The sequence below is a fragment of the Caulobacter sp. Root1455 genome, from assembly GCF_001426905.1.
GTDB lineage: Bacteria > Pseudomonadota > Alphaproteobacteria > Caulobacterales > Caulobacteraceae > Caulobacter.
This window is the reverse complement of sequence record NZ_LMFQ01000023.1, coordinates 65,531-84,001: the sequence shown is the minus strand read 5'-3', so window position 1 is coordinate 84,001 and position 18,471 is coordinate 65,531. Positions and strand designations below refer to the sequence as shown.

Here is an 18,471-nt window from a genome sequence, read left to right as displayed (position 1 = left end):
TAGGGCAGAGAGGCGCTCTTTTTCCGATCCGACAAAAGACGGCCATGAGCTCTTCGCAACTCCCCTCCGAGCCGCGTGACGCGGCGCTGGTCATGGCCGATGCGATCCGCGTCCTGGCGATGGACGCGGTCGAGGCCGCCAACTCCGGCCACGCCGGCATGCCCATGGGCATGGCCGACGTCGCGACCGTGCTCTGGACGAAGTTCCTGAAGTTCGACGCGGCCAAGCCCGACTGGGCCGATCGCGATCGCTTCGTGCTCTCGGCCGGCCACGGCTCGATGCTGCTTTACGCCTTGCTGCACCTGGTCGGCGTCAAGGAAGTGACGATCGAGCAGCTGAAGCGGTTCCGCCAGCTGGGCTCGCTGACACCCGGCCACCCCGAATACGGCCACACCCCCGGCGTGGAGACCACGACCGGCCCGCTCGGCCAGGGCCTGGCCACCGCCGTGGGCATGGCCATGGCCGAACGCTCCATGGCCGCTCGGTTCGAAGGCCTGGTCGATCACCGGACCTGGGTGATCGCCGGCGACGGCTGCCTGATGGAAGGCGTAAGCCACGAGGCCATCAGCCTGGCGGCCCGCCTGCGCCTGTCGCGACTGACCGTGCTGTGGGACGACAACGACGTCACGATCGACGGCAAGGTCAGCCTGTCGGAGAGCGGCGACCAGATCGCCCGGTTCAAGGCCGCCGGCTGGGCGACCAAGGCCATCGACGGCCACGACCACGGCCAGATTCGCCGGGCCCTGGCCTGGGCGACCAAGCAGGACCGTCCGACCCTGATCGCCTGCAAGACCCAGATCGGCCGTGGCGCGGGCGCGATGGAAGGCCACTACAAGGCGCACGGCGTGCTCGGCGCCGAGCACACCGCCGCGGCGCGCCAGACGCTTGGCTGGTCCCACGCGCCGTTCGAACTGCCCGAGACGGTGGCCAAGGCTTGGCGGGCGGCGGGCAAGCGCGGCGCGCGGGTGCGCAAGGCCTGGGAGCGCGAGGTCGCCGCCTCCCCGAAGTCGGCGGAGTTCCGGCGCGCCGTGACCGGACAGCTGCCGGCCGACGCCTTCGAGGGCCTGGACGCCCTGATCGCCAAGCGCGTCACCGAAGCGCCCAGCAACGCGACTCGAGTCTTCTCGGGCGAGGCCCTGGCGGCTCTGGTCCCGGCCATTCCGGAGATGATCGGCGGGTCGGCCGACCTGACCGGCTCGGTCAACACCCTGGTGTCGGGCATGGGCACGTTCGACCAGCCCGACTATGCCGGACGCCACGTCAATTACGGCGTCCGCGAGCACGCGATGGCGGCGGCGATGAACGGCATGGCGCTGCACGGCGGCGTCATCCCCTACGCCGGCACCTTCCTGGCCTTCGCCGACTATTCGCGGCCAGCGATCCGCCTGGGCGCCCTGATGGGAGTTCGCGTCGTCCATGTGATGACCCACGACTCCATCGGCGTGGGCGAGGACGGCCCGACGCACCAACCCGTCGAACAGGTCGCCAGCCTCCGGGCGATGCCCAATCTCAACGTCTTCCGGCCGGCCGACGCCGTGGAAGTCGCCGAATGCTGGGCGCTGGCGCTGAAGAACCCCAAGGCCCCGTCCGTGATGGTGCTGTCCCGCCAGAAGACCAACGCGGTTCGGCGGCAGGCTTCAGACGGCAATCTCAGCGCCCGCGGCGCCTACGAGCTGCGCGCGGCGTCCCGCGAAGCCCAGGTCACGCTCTTCGCCACGGGGACCGAGGTCGCCGTCGCCGTCGCGGCGTACGACCAACTGGAGGCCGAAGGCGTCGCCACCCGCGTCGTCTCCATGCCCTGCTGGTCGCTTTTCGAAGCCCAGGACCAGGCCTATCGCTCGACCGTGGTCGGGACCGCTGGCGTCCGCATCGCCGTCGAGGCGGGGGTTCGCCAAGGCTGGGATCGCTATATCGGCGCCGACGGCGGCTTCATCGGCATGACGGGCTACGGCGCCAGCGCGCCGGCCGCCGAACTGTTCGAGACCTTCGGCATCACGGCCAAGCACGTCGTCGAACTGGCCAGGACGAAACTGGCCGAGACGCACCGCACATGAGCCGAACGCTCGACATCGACAGCATCCGCGCCGCCGCCGCCCGCCTCGCGGGCCAGATCGAGCGCACGCCGTGCCGCTATTCCCGGACGCTGTCCAAGATCACCGGCGCGGAAGTCTGGGTGAAGTTCGAGAACCTGCAGTTCACCGCAGCGTACAAGGAGCGCGGCGCGCTCAACAAGCTGATGCTGCTGTCCAATTCCGAGAAGGCCCGGGGGGTCATCGCCGCCAGCGCCGGCAATCACGCCCAGGGCCTGGCCTATCACGGCGCCCGCCTCGGCGTGCCGGTGACCATCGTCATGCCCAAGACGACCCCGTTCATCAAGGTGCAGCACACCCGCGACTTCGGGGCGACCGTGGTCATCGAGGGCGAGACCTATGACGACGCGTCCACCCACGCCCGCAAGCTGCAGGTCGAGCAGGACCTGACCTTCGTCCATCCGTTCGACGACTACGACATCATGGCCGGCCAGGGCACGATCGCCCTGGAGATGCTGGAGGACGCGCCCGACCTCGAGGTCCTGCCGGTGCCGATCGGCGGCGGCGGCCTGATCAGCGGCGTGGCCACGGCGGCCAAGGCCGTCAAGCCCGACATCCGCATCATCGGCTGCGAGCCGGCCATGTACCCGTCCTTCACCGCCAAGATGCGCGGCGTGGCCGCCCATTGCGGCGGCCAGACCATCGCCGAGGGCGTGGCGGTCAAGCAGGTCGGCGAGCTGACCTACGGCGTCGCCCGGCCGCTGATCGACGACGTGCTGCTGCTGGAAGAGCCGCACATCGAGCAGGCCGTGGCCCTCTACTGCAACGTTGAAAAGACGATCGCGGAAGGGGCCGGCGCGGCCTCCCTGGCCGCCCTGCTGGCCTATCCCGAGCGTTTCCGCGGCAAGAAGTGCGGCCTGATCCTGTGCGGCGGCAATATCGACACCCGCCTGCTGGCCTCGGTCCTGACCCGCGAGCTGGTGCGCGCCCAGCGCCTGGTGTCCCTGCGCATCGTCGGCGACGACCGCCCAGGCCTGCTGTCGACCGTGGCCAATGTCATCGGCACGATGGGCGCCAACATCATCGAGGTAAACCACAACCGCCTGGCCCTGGACGTGCCCGCCAAGGGCGCGGAGTTCGATATCACCATCGAGACCCGCGACGCCCAGCACACCCAGGAGGTCATGGACGCCCTGCGCGAGAAGGGCTACCCGCCGCGGACGGTTTAACATCCTTCTCCCCTTGCGGGAGAAGGTGGCGCGAAGCGCCGGACGAGGGATCTCTCAAACAGAAAAGCCGCGACCGGCCCTTCGGCCTGTCGCGGCTTTTTGCGTTCTTCAACTCCTCACCAGACCTCCTTCGGAGGCCACCCTCTCCCGCAAGGGGAGAGGGAGCGGCGCGAACTACAGCAGCCCCTTGATCATTTCCCGCGCCGCGTCGGCCAGGTCGGGGCGCTTCAGGGCCAGGGCGACATTGGCCCGCAGCAGGCCGATCTTGTCGCCGCAGTCATAGGTCTCGCCCTCGTATTCCAGGGCGTGGAAGTCCTGGGTCTTCAGCAGCGAGAGCATCGAGTCGGTCAGCTGGATCTCGCCGCCCGCGCCCTTGCCCTGCTTTTCCAGCAGGTCGAAGATCTCCGGCTGCAGGATGTAGCGGCCCGAAATGAACAGGTTCGAGGGCTCGGTCCCCTTCGGCGGCTTTTCGACCATGCCGGTCATGCGGTTGAGGCGCCCGTCCCGGCCGTCCAGCGCCACGATGCCGTACTGGTGGGCCATGCCCTCGGGGGCCGGCTCGACCACGACGATGTTGCCGCCCTTCTGGTCGTAGGCCTCGATGGCCTGGGCCAGGGCCGGGGTGCCGGCCGACATCACCATGTCCGGCAGCATCACCGCGAACGGCTCGTCGCCGACGATGTCGCGGGCGCACCAGACCGCGTGGCCCAGGCCCAGCGGGGCCATCTGGCGCACGAAGCTCATCTCGCCGGGCCGGGGCAGTTCGCCCAGCAGCTCTTCCAGGATCTCGGTCTTGCCCTTGGCGGCCAGCGCGGCCTCCAGCTCGACCTGGTGGTCGAAATAGTCCTCGATCGCGCCCTTGTTGCGCCCCGTCACGAAGACGAAGTGCTCGATGCCCGCCGCGCGGCCTTCCTCGACGATGTAGGACAGGATCGGCCTGTCCACGACGTTGAGCAGCTCCTTCGGGGTGGTCTTGGTGCCGGGCAGGACCCGGGTGCCGAAGCCCGCGACGGGAAGGACGGCTTTGCGGACGGGTTTCATGAGGGCCTCGTGAAGGGTCGCTGGGAGGATCACTGGGTGGGGACGGTTTCTAGGGCGCGCCGCGATCCCGCGCCACCACTGTTCTGTGACTGTCCGTCTCAAACCGGGGCCAAACTTGGGAGCGCCCAAAATCGGCGCGCGGGCGAACGCGAATTGGTCTAGCACGGACGAATATCCGTCGGAGCCCGTCGTCTCATGGTTCGCCCCCTCAGCTTCGCCCTCGCCCCCAAGCTTCTCCTTGCCGCCGTCCTCGGCGCGGCCCTGGCCCTGTCGGCCTGCGGTCCCAGCAAGAAGCAGCAGGAAAGCCTGGCCGCCGCGCAAGTGTTCATGGCCCAGAACGCCAAGCAGCCCGGCGTCGTCACCCTGGCCGACGGCCTGCAGTACAAGGTCGTGCGCTCGGGTCCGCCGGGCGGCGCCAAGCCCAACCCGACCGACGAGGTCAAGGTCAATTACGAGGGCAAGCTGGTCGACGGCACGGTGTTCGACAGCTCCTACGCGCGCGGCGTGCCCGCCTCGTTCCCGTTGCAGGGCCTGGTGCCGGCCTGGAGGGAAGCCCTGGTCATGATGCGCCCCGGCGACGAATGGACCCTCTATGTCCCGCCGGAACTGGGCTACGGCGCCCAGGACAAGGGCCCGATCCCCGGCAACAGCGTGATGATCTTCCGGATCGAGCTGATCGACGTGCTGCCCTCGGAGATCCAGGCGCCCAAGCAACGCGCGCCGGCCTAGGGCCTGATCGACATTCGGTCTCGAAAACGAAAACCTCGTCCTTCGACAGGCTCAGGATGAGGTTTTCTGCTGCCACGACCTGTAAAACGGTCCTCATCCTGAGCTTGTCGAAGGACGAAGACCACGCACCGGGCTTGAACGTCGATCAGCCCTAGGCCGGCGCGATCCGCCCTCACACCTTCGGCACGGCCATGCCGCGCCGCACGGCGGCCCGCTCGCCCACCCGCTCCAGCCAGGCCCGCGCGGCCGGTAGAGGGGGACGGTCGGGCTGGATCTGCTCCAGGATCTCCAGCGCGGCCTGGGTCCAGGCGAAACTGGCGATGTCGGCGATCGAATACTCCCTGCCGGCCAGGTAGGGGACCTTTTCCAGCCGCCCCTCCATCACCCCCAGCAACCGCCGCACCTCGTCGGCGAAGCGGTCGATGGCCAGCTCGACCGGCTCGGGCGCCCGCAGCGCGAAATAGCCCAGCTGGCCGGCCATCGGCCCCAGGCCGCCGACCTGCCAGAAGGTCCATTCCAGCGCCGCCACCCGGTCCGGACCCGAAGGGGCCAGGAGCTTGCCGGTCTTCTCGGCCAGATAGATCAGGATCGCCCCGCTCTCGAACACCGATTGAGGACCCTCCGGCGCGTCGTGGTCCACGATGGCCGGGATCTTGTTGTTGGGCGAGATGGTCAGGAAGTCGGGCGCGAACTGCTGGTTCTGCCCGATGTCAATCGGATGGACGCGGTACTCCAGCCCCAGTTCCTCCAGGGCGATCGGGATCTTGCGGCCGTTGGGCGTGGTCCAGGTGTAGAGGTCGATCATGGCGCGCGTCTCCGCTCATCTTCGAAGCATAGAACGCGAAGCCGGCCGTTAAGGCTCAGCCCCGGTAGGCGCGCGCCGAGACCCGCGCTAGGGTCGCGCCATGGTCCCGTCCTCCGAAATCTCGTCCTCCGAAGTCCTGGCCGCCCGCGCCGTCGACATCCTCTCCACCCTGGTGGCCTTCGACACCACCTCCCGGCTGTCCAACCTGGCCCTGATCGAGTGGGTCGAGGCCTATCTGGCGGACCTGGGCGTCGGCTCGCGCCGGGTGCCCAACGCCGACGGGACCAAGAGCAACCTGCTGGCCAGCATCGGTCCGGAAATCCCCGGCGGCGTCGTGCTGTCGGGCCACACCGACGTGGTGCCGGTCGACGGCCAGCCCTGGAGCAGCGACCCGTTCGTCCTGACCGCGCGCGACGGGCGGCTCTACGGCCGGGGGACCTGCGACATGAAGGGTTTTCTGGCCCTGGCCCTGGCCGCCGCCCCGGACCTGGCCAAGGCCCGCCTCGACCGCCCGGTCCACCTGGCCTTCTCCTATGACGAAGAGGTGGGCTGCCTGGGCGCGCCCGACATGATCGCAGTGATCGACCAGGAACTGCCCCGCCCCGCCCTGGTGGTGGTCGGCGAGCCCACCGACATGGTCGCCGTGCGCGGCCACAAAGGCATCGCCAGCTTCCGGGTCACGGTCACGGGCCGCGAGGCCCATTCCAGCCTGACCCATCTGGGCGTCTCGGCCAACATGGTCGCCATCAAGCTGATGAGCCATCTGGTCGCGCTGTCCGAGCGGCTGGAGCGCGAGGCCGACCCCGCCTCGCCGTTCACCCCCAAGGGCGCGACCCTGACCGTCGGCCAGGTCAACGGCGGCACGGCGGTCAACATCCTGGCGCGGGAATGCGTGTTCATCTTCGACCTGCGGGTCCCGGCGGGCCAGGACCCCAAGGCGATCCTGGCCGACTTCTTCGCCCTGGCGCGAACGCTGGACGCCGAGGTCAAGGCCAAGGCCCCGGAGGGCGGGGTGCGGGTCGAGACGCGGTCGATGACCCCGGCCTTCGCGCCGGAGGTCGACGGCGCGGCCGAGACCTTCGCCCGCCGCATCGCCGGCGACAACGGCCCGCCGCGCGTGGTGCCCTACGCCGCCGAGGCCGGTCAGTTCCAGGGCGCGGGCTTCTCGACCGTGATCTGCGGTCCCGGCTCGATCGACCAGGCCCACCAGCCCGACGAATATGTCGAGATCAGCCAGATGGAGCGCGGCGCGGCCTTCATGCGCCGCCTGATCGAGGACCTCTCAGCGGCTTGATCACGCTGCGCATGCGCAGCAGGTCCAGGGGATTCCAGGTCATGGCCGCGGCGATCTCGCCGACGGCGGCGGTGCGTCCGGCCTGAAGTTCGCGCCGGGCGGCCAGGGCGGGGCCCAGGTCCTTCAGCGCCGCCACGATCCCTCGCCAGGCGGGCGCCGCCTCGCCGCGCGTCAGGTGCCGGACCAGCAGGACCAGGGTGGCCAGCACGTGCAGCGGCGCGGTCCACCACAGGGCCGACGGCGTGTTCTTCACATAGACCCAGATGCGGTTGCGCGATCCGTGGAAGAGCGAGAAGTCGGACCGCACGCCGGTCGAGGCCGAGCCGACGTGATCGACCACCGCGCGCGGCGCCAGCAGGGTGGGCTCCCCGATTAGCCGCAGGCGATAGCCCAGGTCGACGTCCTCGCAGTAGCAGAAGAACCGCTCGTCGAACCCGCCCATCCGCAGGAACAGCGCGCGGTCGATCAGCATGGCCGCGCCGCAAGCCGAGAAGGTTTCGCCTTCGGGCACGGCGGGCGGGGCGGGGTTGTGATAGCCGCCACGATAGGGAAAGCCCGCCAGGGTCATGACGTCGCCCGTGCCGTCCAGCAAGGCGGGCTCGGCGGCGTCGCGCTGCAGCGAGGCGAAGCAGTTCACCTCGGGGCGCCGCCGCGCCATCGCCACCAGTTGGTCCAGCCAGTCGGGGGCCGGAAAGGCGTCGGGGTTGAGCAGGGCCAGCCAGCGGCCGCGCGCTTCCCGCGCCGCCAGGTTGTTGCCCGCCGCGAAACCGAGATTGGCGCCCGGCAGCAACAGCCGGATCGCCGGATCGGCCGCCGCGGCCGCCTGGGGCGCGCCATCGCTCGAGGCGTTGTCGACCAGCAGGATCTCGAAATCGCCGAAGATCTGCTCCCGCAGGCCCTTCAGGCAGCGCGCCAGGGTCGGGCCGCTCTGATAGGCGACGATGACGACGCTGATCAGAGGCGGCGCCTCGCTCTTGCCATTGCCGGTCGGGCGAGCCATGCGTGGCGAACTCATTCCAAGGGGTCCGATTGATGAAGATCACGCCGGCGGCGATTCCCGAGGTGCTGCTTATCACGCCCACGCGCCATGGCGACGAGCGTGGTTGGTTTTTGGAGACCTTCCGTCAGTCGGCCCTGGACGAGGCCGGCTTTTCGGGCGGCGTCTTCGTGCAGGACAACCACGCGCGCTCGACCCGGCGCGGCGTGGTGCGCGGCCTGCATTTCCAGGCGCCGCCGCACGCCCAGGACAAGCTGGTCCGCTGCGTGCGCGGCGCGATCCTCGACGTCGCGGTCGACATCCGCCGAGGCTCGCCGACCTTCGGCCGCTGGGTCGGCGCCGAGCTCTCGGCCGACAACGGCCGCCAGCTGCTGGCCCCTAAGGGCTTCGCCCACGCCTATTGCACCCTGACCGATGACTGCGAGGTGATCTACAAGGTCACCGACTACTACGCGCCGGAGACCGAGGGGACCTTGCGCTGGAACGACCCGGCCCTGGCCATCGACTGGACCCTGCCGGCCGACGCGATCACGACCAACGCCCGCGACGCCGCCGCGCCGCTGTTGGCCGAACTGAGCACGCCCTTCGCCTACGGCGCGTCCGCGTGAGCGTCGCGGACCTGACCTGGAGCTCGCCGGACGGCCTTGCCCTGCACGCCCGCGACTACGCGCCGACCGCGCCGGTCTCCGGCGCTCCGGTGATCTGCATCCACGGCCTGACCCGCAACGCCCGCGACTTCGAGGACCTGGCCCGGCGCGTCGCCGCTCTCGGCCGCCGGGTCATCGCCGTCGACGTGCGCGGCCGAGGCCGCTCCGCCCGCGATCCGCAACCGCTGAACTACCATCCCGGGACCTACGCGATGGACGTCGTGGCCCTGCTCGAGGCGACGGGGATCGAGCGGGCGACATTCATCGGCACGAGCATGGGCGGGATCATCGCCATGGTGCTGGCCTCGATTCGGCCCGAGGCCATCGCCGGCGTGGTGCTGAACGACGTTGGTCCCGAACTCTCGCCGGTGGGCCTGGCCCGGATCGGCGGCTATGTCGGCGGCGACTCGGCCTTCGCGACCTGGGACGAGGCGGCCGCCTACGCCAAGACGATCAACGGCGCGGCCTTTCCCGACCACGATGACGCCGACTGGGCGGCGTTCGCCCGTCGACTGGTGGACGAGACGCCGGAAGGCGCCCTGGTCCTGGCCTACGACCCCGAGATCGCCGCCCCGTTCAAGGCCGCCGACCCGGAGGCGCCGCCGGCCGACATGACCCCGCTGTTCCGCGCCCTGGCCGCCTGCGGGCCGGTGTTGCTGGTGCGTGGCGAAATCTCCGACCTGATCGATCCGCCGATCGTTGAGCGCATGCGCGCCGCGGCGCCGGCCATGACCTATGCCGAAGTCCCGGGCGTCGGCCACGCGCCGATGCTGACCGAGCCCGAGGCCTGGGACGCGATCGCCGCCTTCCTGGCCGAGGCCGACTGACCGTCCGGCGGCTATCGAAGCCTCGCGGCAGATGATATTCCGCAAGCGTGCGCAGGCTGAAGGATTAGGGCGTGAAGATACTGGTCACCGGCGGCGCGGGCTTCATCGGCTCGGCGGTCTGCCGCCTCCTGCTCGGCGAGACGGGCGACCAGGTCGTCAATGTCGACAAGCTCACCTATGCCGGCAGCCTGACCTCGGTGGCCGAGGTCTCGGCCTCGCCCGACTACGTGTTCGTTCAGGCCGACGTCGCCGATCGCGCCGCGATGCAGGCCGTCTTCGAAACCCATCGCCCCGACGCCGTGCTGCACCTGGCCGCCGAGTCCCACGTCGACCGCTCGATCTCCGGGGCCGGTCCGTTCATCGAGACCAACATCGTCGGCGCCTATGTGATGCTGGACTGCGCCCTGGACTACTGGCGCGGCCTGACCGGCGCGGCCAAGGACGCCTTCCGCTTCGTCCATGTCTCCACCGACGAGGTCTATGGCAGCCTCGGGGCCGAGGGGCTGTTCGAGGAGACCACCGCCTATGCCCCGACCTCGCCCTATTCGGCCTCCAAGGCCGCGGCCGATCACCTGGCCCTGGCCTGGTTCCACACCTACGGCCTGCCGGTGCTGGTCTCCAACTGCTCCAACAACTACGGGCCCTATCACTTCCCCGAGAAGCTGATCCCGCTGATGATCCTGAACGGCCTGGAGCGCCGGCCCCTGCCGGTCTACGGCGACGGGGGCAACATCCGCGACTGGCTGTTCGTCGAGGACCACGCCCGCGCCCTGCGCATGATCCTGGAGACGGGCCGGCCGGGCGAGAAATACAATGTCGGCGGCCGCAACGAGCGCAACAATCTCCAGGTGGTTCAGACGATCTGCGATCTGCTGGACGAGCTGGCCCCCAGCGTCGACGGCTCGCACCGCGACCTGATCACCTTCGTCGCCGATCGGCCCGGCCACGACCGCCGCTACGCCATCGACGCGACCAAGGTCGAGACCGAACTGGGCTGGCGGGCCCGCGAGACCTTCGAGACCGGCATCCGCAAGACCGTCGAATGGTATCTGGCCCGCGCCGACTGGTGGGCGCCGCTGCGAGCGGCCTATGACGGCCGACGGCTGGGCCTGCCGGCCGCCAAGGCCGGTTGAGGCCGATGACCGGACCCATCCTCGTCTTCGGCCGCGACGGCCAGGTGGCCCGCGAACTGGCCGACCTCGCCGAGGCGAGCGGCCGCGCCATGACCTTCGCCGGGCGCGGGACCCTGGACCTGTCCGACCCCAAGGCGGTCGACAGCGCCATCGAGGGCCTGATCGCCGAGATCGGCCCCGGCGCGGTGATCAACGCCGCCGCCTACACCGCCGTCGACCGGGCCGAGGGCGAGCCGGACGCCGCCTTCGCTCTCAACCGCGACGCTCCGGCCGCCATGGCCAGGGCCTGCGCGGCGCGCGGCCTGCCTTTCACGCACTTCTCGACCGACTACGTGTTCGACGGGACCCTGGACCGGCCCTATGTCGAGACCGACCCCACCGGTCCGACCGGCGTCTACGGCGCCAGCAAGCTGGCCGGCGAACAGGCCGTTTCGGCGGCCGGCGGCCCGGCGATCACCTTGCGCACCTCGTGGGTGTACGGCGCCCATGGGGCCAACTTCGTCAGGACCATGCTGCGCCTGGCCGGCGACCGCGACGAGATCGGCGTCGTCGCCGACCAGATCGGCCGCCCGACCTGGGCCCGCGACTGCGCGCGGGCGGCCCTGCTGGCGACCGACGCCCTGGCGCGCGATCCCGGGCTGGCCGGGGTCTATCATCTCAGCGGCGCCGGCGACGCCAGCTGGGCCGACCTGGCCGCGGCGATCTTCGCGGAGTCGGCGCGACGCGGCGGCCCGACCGCCCGCGTGCGAGCGATCACCACGGCCGACTATCCCACCCCCGCCAAACGCCCGGCCAATTCGCGCCTGGACTGCGGCAAGATCGAAACCGCCCTGCCCTGGCGCTGTCGCCCCTGGCGCGAAAGCCTGGCCGCCTGCATGAACGAGATGGAGTTCTAGTCGCCCATGAAAGGCATTGTCCTCGCCGGTGGATCCGGCACGCGCCTCCATCCCCTGACCCTGGCCGTCTGCAAGCAGCTGCTGCCGATCTACGACAAGCCGATGGTCTATTACCCGATCAGCACCCTGATGCTGGCCGGGATCCGCGACATCCTGATCATATCCACGCCCCGCGACGTCCCGCTGTTCAAGGCGCTGCTGGGCGACGGCTCGGCCTGGGGCGTGCGCTTCGACTACGCGGTGCAGGACACCCCGCGCGGCCTGGCCGACGCCTTCATCGTCGGCGACGCCTTCATCGGCGACGACAAGTGCGCCCTGGTGCTGGGCGACAACCTCTATTTCGGCCACGGCTTGAGCGAGGCCCTGGCCCAGGCGGCCGCCTCCGACGCCGGCGCGACGGTCTTCGCCTATCACGTCACCGATCCGCAGCGGTATGGCGTGGTCGATTTCGACGCCGACGGCCAGGCCGTGTCGCTGGAGGAGAAGCCCGCCGCGCCGCGCTCCAACTGGGCGGTGACGGGCCTCTATTTCTACGACCGCCAGGTGGTCGAGATGGCCCGCGCCCTCAAGCCCTCGGCCCGGGGCGAGCTGGAAATCACCGACATCAACCAGCTCTATCTCGAAAAGGGCCAGCTGTCGGTCGCCAAGCTGGGCCGCGGCTATGCCTGGCTCGACACCGGCACCCACGACAGCCTGGTCGAGGCCACCGAATTCATCCGCGCCATCGAAAAGCGCCAGGGTCAGAAGGTCGGCTGCCCCGAAGAGGCCGCCTTCAGCCAGGGCTGGATCTCGGCCGAGCAGGTCGCCGCGCTAGGAGCGGCGATGGGCAAGACCGAATATGGCCAGTACCTGGTGCGGCTGGCGGGAGGCTAGGCGGCGCCCGCCCACTCGGCTCGCACCTCTGGATCATCCTCGACCCTCGTCGCTTCCAACCGCGCGAACGCCGCCGGGTCCAACAGCCGCCCCGCCGCCCAGACCGCCGCCCCCCGCACCACGGGCGACGGATCGGCCAGCAGCGGCTCGACCACCGCCATCAGCCCCGCGTCGCCGCTGTTGCCGATCGCGTAGAGCACGTTGCGCACGAACCGGTCGCGGCCGATGCGCTTGACCGGGCTCTTGCTGAACAGGGCGCGGAACGCCGGGTCGTCCAGCCTGGCCAGCTCCGCCAGGGACGGTCCCTTCAGGGTCTCGCGGGCGTGGAAGGCCATCTCGCTGGAGAGGCTGGCGAACTTGTTCCACGGGCAGGCGGCCAGGCAGTCGTCGCAGCCGTAGATGCGGTTGCCCAGGGCCTGACGGAACTCGACCGGGATCGGGCCCGACAGCTCGATGGTCAGGTACGAGATGCAGCGCCGCGCATCCAGCTGGTAGGGACCGGGAAAGGCGTTGGTCGGGCAGATGTCCAGACAGGCCTGGCACGAGCCGCAATGGTCGCGCTCGGGCGGATCGGCCGGCAGGTCCAGGGTGGTCAGCACCGAGCCCAGGAACAGCCACGAGCCGAACTGACGCGAGACCAGGTTGGTGTGCTTGCCCTGCCAGCCCAGGCCGGCGCGCTGGGCCAGCGGCTTTTCCATCAGCGGCGCGGTGTCGACGAACACCTTCACCTCGCCGCCGAACCGGCCGTGCATCCAGCGGGCCAGGGCTTTCAGCCGCTTCTTGATCACCTCGTGATAGTCGTCGCCCTGGGCGTAGACGCTGATCGCCGCCCGCGAGCCGTCCTCGAGGGCCAGCAGCGGATCGTGCTCGGGGCCGTAGTTGACGCCCAGCACCACCGCCGTCCTGGCGTCGGTCCACATGGCGGTGGGGTGGGAACGCCGGTCGAGCGTCTCCTCCATCCAGCCCATGTCGCCGTGGAAACCCTCGGCCACGAATTCCCGCAGCCAGCCGCCGTTGGGCCAGGCGTCCGAGGCGCTGGCGAAGCCGCACGCGTCGAAACCCAGCCGCAGGGCCTCGGCTCGGATCTCGTCCCTCAGCGCTTCATTGGGGTGGCAAGGATCTGAGAACACTCGGCTGACCGGTCTGTGGGCCGCCCTCGTCCTTCGACAAGCTCGGGATGAGGGCTACTTTTGCGGCGTCGGCGGTCGTATTCCTCATCCTGAGCCTGTCGAAGGACGAGGACTACGCTCCACCGGTCTTACGCGCCGGAACGCCTAGAAGTCGAGATCGTCATAGTGCGCGACCGGCGCCAGGCCCGGCCAGCGATCGGCCAGGATGGGTCGGAAGGCGGGCCTGGACTTCAGCTTCATGTACCAGGTCTTGGTCGTCGGGAAGTCCTTCCAGGGCACGTCGCCGAAATAGTCGATCACCGACAGGTGGGCGGCGGCGGCGAAATCGGCCAGGCTCATGCGCCGGCCGGCCAGCCAGTCGCGGGTGTTCAGCAGGCCTTCGATGTAGTCCATGTGCTGGCGCAGGGCGTCACGGCCCCGACGCAGCGACGACAGGTCCGGCGCGCCCAGCCGCAGCAGGCGCTTTTCCATCTTCTCGTGCAGCAGGAAGCCGTTGACCTCGTTGTCGAACTTGCGGTCGAACCACTGCAGCAGGCGGCGCGCCTCGGCCCGCTCGCCCGGCTCGCGGCCCAGCAGGGCCGGTTCCGGATCCTGTTCCTCGATGTGCTCGAGGATGGCGCGGGTCTCGGCGATCACCGTGGTGCGCTGGTGCTTGGTCTCGACCAGCACCGGCGGCACGCCCGACGGGTTGAGCTTGAGGAATTCCTCCGGGCCCTCCCAATAGCGCACCTGGACCTCGACGAACGGCAGGCGCTTCTCGGCCAAGGCGAGGCGCACCTGGCGCGAGGCCGGATCCAGGGGGAAGTGGTGAAGGGTTCGTTCGACGCTCATGCCCACGCGCATTCAGGCTGCATCGTTCGATCGATGCGCCGTTTTGTTTAACAAGAACTTGCTGAACACCGGTCTTCCGTCGACTTCGCGACTAAATTCGGGCCGTTTGACCTGAAGGGCCGGCGTTAACTCTTACGCTCAAGCTTTGGCGTTCATCCGGCCGATCAGGTTGGTCGTGCTCTGGCCGGCCTTCAATTCGGCCAGCACCACCTTGCCGCCGTAGCCCAGCACGACGTCGGAGCCGACCACGGTCTCGACCGTGTAGTCGGCGCCCTTGACCAGCACGTCGGGGCGGAAGGCCCTGATCAGGTTCAGCGGGGTCTGCTCGTCGAACAGCACCACCAGGTCCACCGACGACAGCGAGGCCAGCACGGTGGCGCGGCCGGTCTCCTTCTGCACGGGCCGGGTCGGACCCTTCAGGCGCTGGACCGAGGCGTCGGTGTTGAGGCCGACGATCAGCCTGTCGCACGCGGCCTTGGCCTGGGCCAGCAGCGAGACGTGGCCGGGGTGCAGCAGGTCGAAGCAGCCGTTGGTGAAGCCCACCTTCAGGCCCCGCGCCCGCCAGCTGGCGACGACGGCCAGGGCGCCGTCGAGGTCGGCGATCTTGTCGGCGATCGGGTCGGCGTGCTCGCCGTGGGCCAGGCCGACCAGCTCGTCGGCGGTGACCACGTCGGTGCCCAGCTTGGCCACCACCAGCCCGGCGGCGAGGTTGGCCAGGCGAGCCGCGTCCAGCGGACTGGCGCCGCGAGCGAGCGAAAGCGCCAGGGTCGCGGCCACGGTGTCGCCGGCCCCGGAGACGTCGAACACCTCCAGGGCCGTGGCCGGCAGGTGGACGGGGGCCTCGCCGCGCACGGCCAGGGTCATGCCCGCCCCGCCCCGGGTGATCAGGGCGGCGGCCAGGTTGGGGGCCGTGGACAGGATGGCGTCGGCGGCCTCGGCGGCGGCCTCGTCGCCGGCCCCGGCCACGCCGGTGGCCTCGGCGGCCTCCCGGCGGTTCGGCTTGATCAGGGTCGCGCCGTCATAGCGCGTGAAGTCGCGGCTCTTGGGATCGACGATCACCGGCTTGCCGGCGGCGTTGGCCGCGGCGATGGCGGCCTTCAGCACCACCGGGGTCAGCACGCCCTTGGCGTAGTCGGACAGCACCACCACGTCGACCTCGCGCAGGTGGGCGCTGAACGCCGCCAGCAGGGCCTGGCCGTCGGCCTCGCCCTTGTCCTCGCGATCGGCGCGCAGCATCTGGTGCGAGCCGGAGATGTAGCGGGTCTTCTCGGTGGTGCGGCGCTGGGCGTCGACGATCAGGGCCGAATCCAGGCTGGGCTCGCGGTCGATCAGGCCGGTCAGCACCCGGCCGGCGTCGTCGTCGCCGACCACGCCCACCAGCACCGCCCGCCCGCCCAGGGCCGCGACGTTGCGGGCCACGTTGCCCGCTCCGCCCAGCATCACCGTCTCGCGCTCGACGGCGATCACCGGCACCGGCGCCTCGGGCGAGATGCGGTCCACCGCGCCATAGACGAAGCGGTCCAGCATCACGTCGCCCAGCACCAGCACGGTGGCGCCCGAAAAGGCTCGCGGCAGCTTGGCCAGGGTGTCGTCCATCAGGTCGGTCGCTCTAACGTCACAGGGAGTAGCGCCATTTGGCCCCGTGGAGCGCGGTCGGCAAGCCCGGCGATGCGCGTTCAGTGCGGCGGCGCCTCGCCGAACGCCCCGCCATGCGGCTCGGCCACGCCGCGCGGATCGGGATGCAGCAGGATGTCGGCGGCCGGAAACCGCTCCAGAACCCGGTTTTCGGCCGACACCATCACCGCGTGGGCGACGCTCAGGGGCAGGGCCGGATCCAGGTCCATGTGCGCCTGGACGTGCATGTAGGGTCCCGAGGCGCGCGTGCGCACCTGGTGGACGCCCAGCACGCGGGGGTCGGCGGTCATCAGGGCGATGATCGTCTGGCGGTCCTCCAGCGGCAATTCGTGGTCCATCAGCTGGTGGGCCGCCTCGCGGAACACGCCGATCGCGCCCCACAGCAGCCACAGCGCCACGATCAGGCCGGCGGCGGCGTCCACCCAGGCCAGGTGCAGCAAGCTGGCCGCGCCGACGCCCACCAGCGACACGGCGTTCGAGGCCAGGTCGGCGGCGTAGTGGGCGCGGTCGCCCGACACCGCCACCGAGCGAGTCTTCTTGGTCACCTCGGTCTGGGCGCGGATCAGCATCAGGGTCAGGAGGATCGAGGCGACCATGACCCCGACGCCCAGCATGCCGTGCTCCGGCGGCTGGGTCCTGAACAGGGCGCGGATGGCCTCCTGGCCGATCAGCGCCGCCGAGGCGAACACCAGGCCGCCCTGGGTCAGGCTGGCGAAGGCCTCGGCCTTGCCGTGTCCGAAGCGGTGCTCGGCGTCGGGCGGTTCGGCCGCGTAGCGCACCGCGTAGAAGGTGATTAGCGAGGCCACCAGATCCAGGCTGCTGTCGGCCAACGAGGCCAGCATGGCCACCGAGTGGCCAGCCAGCCAGGCCGCGCCCTTGATCAGGATCAGCACCGCCGCCACGGCCACCGACAGGGTCGTGACCCGGCGGGTGAGGACCAGGGACTCGGCGGCGGTCAGGGCGGGCGTGGAGACGGACATGCCCGCTGTTTAGCAAGGCTAAGCGCGCAGCCACAGCGCGAACGACTCGCGCTTTCCTCCCCGCATCGCGGGGGAGGTGGCGCGATGCGAATACGCATCGTGACGGAGGGGGCGTTCCCGCCGCACGACGCCCCCTCCGTCTCGTCGCTTCGCGCCGAGCCACCTCCCCCGTTGCACGGGTGAGGAGAGGTTCAAGCCGCCGCCTTCGTCCTCGGCCCCACATAGACCGACTGCGGGCGCACCAGCTTGCCGGTCGCCAGCTGCTCGCGCGCGTGGGCGATCCAGCCGGCCGTGCGGCCCATGGCGAACACGCAGGTGAAGCTGGCCGGCGGCAGGCCCAGGGCTTCCAGCAGCAGGGCGGTGTAGAACTCGACATTGGTCTCCAGCGCGCGGTCGGGCTTGCGCTCGCGCAGAATCCGCAGCGCGGCCTGCTCGACCGCCTCGGCGAAGGCCAGGCGGCCGGGCACGGCGTTCGAGGCCAAGCTCGCATTTTGGGCCAGCTGGCGGATCGCGGCCTTCAGGGCGTCGGCGCGCGGGTCGCGGACCCGGTAGATGCGATGGCCGAAGCCCATCAGCCGGTCGCCGCGCGCCAGGGCGTTCAGCAGCCAGGCCTCGGCGTTGTCGGGCGTTCCGATGGCGTCCAGCATCTCGATCACCGGACCGGGCGCGCCGCCGTGCAGCGGGCCCTTCAGGGCCGAGATCCCGGCCAGCACCGCCGAGGTCAGGCCGGCGCGGGTGGAGGCCACCACCCGGGCGGCGAAGGTCGAGGCGTTCAGGCCATGGTCGCAGACCGTGACCAGATAGGCGTCCAGCGCCCTCGCCTCCCCGTCCGTGGCCGGGACGCCGCGGGTCATCGCCAGCATGTCGGCGGCGTGCGACAGGGCCGGGTCCGGGGCGACCGGCGACTGGCCGCCGGCGACCCGCAGCACGGCGGGGGTGAAGACGGCCGGGGCGGCGATCAGCAGCAGGGCGGTGTCCAGCCCGTCGCCGTCCGGCAGGCGGGCGATCAGGGCGCGGACGGCCTCGACGGGATCGCGCTTGGCCAAGCCCTCGTCCAGGGCCGCGACCTCGGCGAAGGCGCGGACCCGGGCCGCCCCCAGGGCGGGGGCCAGGTCCGAAGGCATGGCGTCGAAGAAGCCGTCGAGCAGCAGGTGGGCGACGTCCTCGAACCCAGCGCGGTGCGCCAGGTCCTCGACGGCGTAGCCCCGGATGGTCAGGCGGCCGGCCTGGCCGTCGACGTCGGACAGCACGGTGTGGGCGGCGACGACGCCTTCCAGGCCTTCAGCGGCATGGGCGGCGGCTTGGGGGGTGGAAAGACCCTTGGACATGGAAATAGGTCTCCTTTCGCCGCCCAATCCACGCCCGCGAGACTTGATCGTCAATCTTGATCAATG

General features: G+C 70.3%; 17 protein-coding genes and 1 pseudogene. 9 read left to right on the top strand and 9 right to left on the bottom strand.

Going from position 1 to position 18,471, the window contains the following annotated elements; all coding sequences use genetic code 11:
• The first annotated feature begins 92 nt into the window (after positions 1-92).
• The gene (tkt, locus tag ASD21_RS16160; RefSeq protein WP_056444152.1) at positions 93-2,054 is read left to right on the top strand and encodes a transketolase; all 1,962 of its coding nucleotides are present in this window, start codon (positions 93-95) and stop codon (positions 2,052-2,054) included.
• Entirely contained in the window at positions 2,051-3,259 is a 1,209-nt protein-coding gene (locus ASD21_RS16155; protein WP_056443418.1) for a threonine ammonia-lyase, read from the top strand. The genes tkt and ASD21_RS16155 overlap by 4 nt, the downstream gene beginning before the upstream one ends.
• Before the next feature lie 174 nt (positions 3,260-3,433).
• Here the strand turns inward: ASD21_RS16155 and ASD21_RS16150 are convergent, their stop codons facing one another.
• Positions 3,434-4,300: a UTP--glucose-1-phosphate uridylyltransferase gene (locus ASD21_RS16150; RefSeq protein WP_056443415.1), complete on the bottom strand. Its 867-nt coding sequence runs from the start codon at positions 4,298-4,300 to the stop codon at positions 3,434-3,436.
• Positions 4,301-4,495: 195 nt separating this feature from the next.
• Between ASD21_RS16150 and ASD21_RS16145 the strand changes: the two genes are divergently transcribed.
• Positions 4,496-5,029: an FKBP-type peptidyl-prolyl cis-trans isomerase gene (locus ASD21_RS16145; protein WP_056443412.1), complete on the top strand. Its 534-nt coding sequence runs from the start codon at positions 4,496-4,498 to the stop codon at positions 5,027-5,029.
• A gap of 172 nt (positions 5,030-5,201) precedes the next feature.
• Here ASD21_RS16145 and ASD21_RS16140 read toward each other — a convergent pair whose 3' ends face one another.
• The gene (locus ASD21_RS16140) at positions 5,202-5,834 is read right to left on the bottom strand and encodes a glutathione S-transferase N-terminal domain-containing protein (protein WP_056443409.1); all 633 of its coding nucleotides are present in this window, start codon (positions 5,832-5,834) and stop codon (positions 5,202-5,204) included.
• A 100-nt stretch (positions 5,835-5,934) separates the two neighbouring features.
• Here ASD21_RS16140 and argE point away from each other — a divergent pair, with 100 nt between their 5' ends.
• Positions 5,935-7,128, top strand: a complete 1,194-nt coding sequence (gene argE / locus ASD21_RS16135) for an acetylornithine deacetylase (RefSeq protein WP_056443406.1) — start codon at positions 5,935-5,937, stop codon at positions 7,126-7,128.
• Here argE and ASD21_RS16130 read toward each other — a convergent pair.
• Positions 7,091-8,128, bottom strand: coding sequence for a glycosyltransferase family 2 protein (locus ASD21_RS16130; RefSeq protein WP_056443403.1), 1,038 nt, complete (start codon positions 8,126-8,128; stop codon positions 7,091-7,093). The two genes, argE and ASD21_RS16130, sit on opposite strands and share 38 nt — an antisense overlap.
• A gap of 32 nt (positions 8,129-8,160) precedes the next feature.
• On the opposite strand from ASD21_RS16130, the gene rfbC reads away from it, so the two are divergent.
• The 5 genes from rfbC (at position 8,161) to rfbA (ending at position 12,501) form a co-directional block, all read left to right on the top strand.
• A complete protein-coding gene (gene rfbC / locus ASD21_RS16125) occupies positions 8,161-8,733 on the top strand; it encodes a dTDP-4-dehydrorhamnose 3,5-epimerase (RefSeq protein WP_056443399.1) in 573 nt (190 codons plus the stop codon).
• Positions 8,730-9,599 (top strand): alpha/beta fold hydrolase, encoded by an 870-nt coding sequence (locus ASD21_RS16120; RefSeq protein ID WP_056443396.1) that lies wholly within the window; start codon positions 8,730-8,732, stop codon positions 9,597-9,599. The genes rfbC and ASD21_RS16120 overlap by 4 nt, the downstream gene beginning before the upstream one ends.
• Positions 9,600-9,670: 71 nt before the next feature.
• Complete coding sequence (rfbB, locus tag ASD21_RS16115; RefSeq protein ID WP_056443392.1) at positions 9,671-10,732, top strand: dTDP-glucose 4,6-dehydratase; 1,062 nt, start codon at positions 9,671-9,673, stop codon at positions 10,730-10,732.
• A gap of 5 nt (positions 10,733-10,737) precedes the next feature.
• Positions 10,738-11,628: a dTDP-4-dehydrorhamnose reductase gene (rfbD, locus tag ASD21_RS24040; RefSeq protein ID WP_056443390.1), complete on the top strand. Its 891-nt coding sequence runs from the start codon at positions 10,738-10,740 to the stop codon at positions 11,626-11,628.
• Positions 11,629-11,634: 6 nt separating this feature from the next.
• Positions 11,635-12,501: a glucose-1-phosphate thymidylyltransferase RfbA gene (rfbA, locus tag ASD21_RS24035; RefSeq protein ID WP_056443387.1), complete on the top strand. Its 867-nt coding sequence runs from the start codon at positions 11,635-11,637 to the stop codon at positions 12,499-12,501.
• Here rfbA and queG read toward each other — a convergent pair.
• The 6 genes and pseudogenes from queG to ASD21_RS16080 all read right to left on the bottom strand — a co-directional run bounded on the left by queG (position 12,498) and on the right by ASD21_RS16080 (position 18,405).
• The gene (gene queG / locus ASD21_RS16100) at positions 12,498-13,631 is read right to left on the bottom strand and encodes a tRNA epoxyqueuosine(34) reductase QueG (RefSeq protein ID WP_056443384.1); all 1,134 of its coding nucleotides are present in this window, start codon (positions 13,629-13,631) and stop codon (positions 12,498-12,500) included. The two genes, rfbA and queG, sit on opposite strands and share 4 nt — an antisense overlap.
• Positions 13,595-13,720 (bottom strand): annotated as a pseudogene (locus tag ASD21_RS25140) (hypothetical protein); the annotation flags it as partial. The pseudogene ASD21_RS25140 and the gene queG, both read right to left, overlap by 37 nt.
• 55 nt (positions 13,721-13,775) lie before the next feature.
• Positions 13,776-14,462, bottom strand: coding sequence for an FtsZ-binding protein FzlA (gene fzlA, locus ASD21_RS16095; RefSeq protein ID WP_056444149.1), 687 nt, complete (start codon positions 14,460-14,462; stop codon positions 13,776-13,778).
• A gap of 138 nt (positions 14,463-14,600) precedes the next feature.
• Positions 14,601-16,058 (bottom strand): D-glycero-beta-D-manno-heptose-7-phosphate kinase, encoded by a 1,458-nt coding sequence (gene rfaE1, locus ASD21_RS16090; protein WP_056443381.1) that lies wholly within the window; start codon positions 16,056-16,058, stop codon positions 14,601-14,603.
• 80 nt (positions 16,059-16,138) lie between these two features.
• The gene (locus tag ASD21_RS16085) at positions 16,139-17,077 is read right to left on the bottom strand and encodes a cation diffusion facilitator family transporter (protein ID WP_056443377.1); all 939 of its coding nucleotides are present in this window, start codon (positions 17,075-17,077) and stop codon (positions 16,139-16,141) included.
• A 191-nt stretch (positions 17,078-17,268) separates the two neighbouring features.
• Positions 17,269-18,405: a citrate synthase/methylcitrate synthase gene (locus ASD21_RS16080; protein ID WP_056443374.1), complete on the bottom strand. Its 1,137-nt coding sequence runs from the start codon at positions 18,403-18,405 to the stop codon at positions 17,269-17,271.
• Positions 18,406-18,471 lie beyond the last annotated feature (66 nt).

Coding starts and splice junctions, on each gene's coding strand:
- argE (WP_056443406.1), top strand. CDS start 5,935: ATGGTCCCGTCCTCCGAAATCTCGTCCTCCGAAGTCCTGGCCGCCCGC.
- ASD21_RS16155 (WP_056443418.1), top strand. CDS start 2,051: ATGAGCCGAACGCTCGACATCGACAGCATCCGCGCCGCCGCCGCCCGC.
- ASD21_RS16150 (WP_056443415.1), bottom strand. CDS start 4,300: ATGAAACCCGTCCGCAAAGCCGTCCTTCCCGTCGCGGGCTTCGGCACC.
- rfaE1 (WP_056443381.1), bottom strand. CDS start 16,058: ATGGACGACACCCTGGCCAAGCTGCCGCGAGCCTTTTCGGGCGCCACC.
- ASD21_RS16085 (WP_056443377.1), bottom strand. CDS start 17,077: ATGTCCGTCTCCACGCCCGCCCTGACCGCCGCCGAGTCCCTGGTCCTC.
- rfbC (WP_056443399.1), top strand. CDS start 8,161: ATGAAGATCACGCCGGCGGCGATTCCCGAGGTGCTGCTTATCACGCCC.
- ASD21_RS16080 (WP_056443374.1), bottom strand. CDS start 18,405: ATGTCCAAGGGTCTTTCCACCCCCCAAGCCGCCGCCCATGCCGCTGAA.
- ASD21_RS16145 (WP_056443412.1), top strand. CDS start 4,496: ATGGTTCGCCCCCTCAGCTTCGCCCTCGCCCCCAAGCTTCTCCTTGCC.
- fzlA (WP_056444149.1), bottom strand. CDS start 14,462: ATGAGCGTCGAACGAACCCTTCACCACTTCCCCCTGGATCCGGCCTCG.
- rfbA (WP_056443387.1), top strand. CDS start 11,635: ATGAAAGGCATTGTCCTCGCCGGTGGATCCGGCACGCGCCTCCATCCC.
- tkt (WP_056444152.1), top strand. CDS start 93: ATGGCCGATGCGATCCGCGTCCTGGCGATGGACGCGGTCGAGGCCGCC.
- rfbD (WP_056443390.1), top strand. CDS start 10,738: ATGACCGGACCCATCCTCGTCTTCGGCCGCGACGGCCAGGTGGCCCGC.
- ASD21_RS16140 (WP_056443409.1), bottom strand. CDS start 5,834: ATGATCGACCTCTACACCTGGACCACGCCCAACGGCCGCAAGATCCCG.
- ASD21_RS16130 (WP_056443403.1), bottom strand. CDS start 8,128: ATGGCTCGCCCGACCGGCAATGGCAAGAGCGAGGCGCCGCCTCTGATC.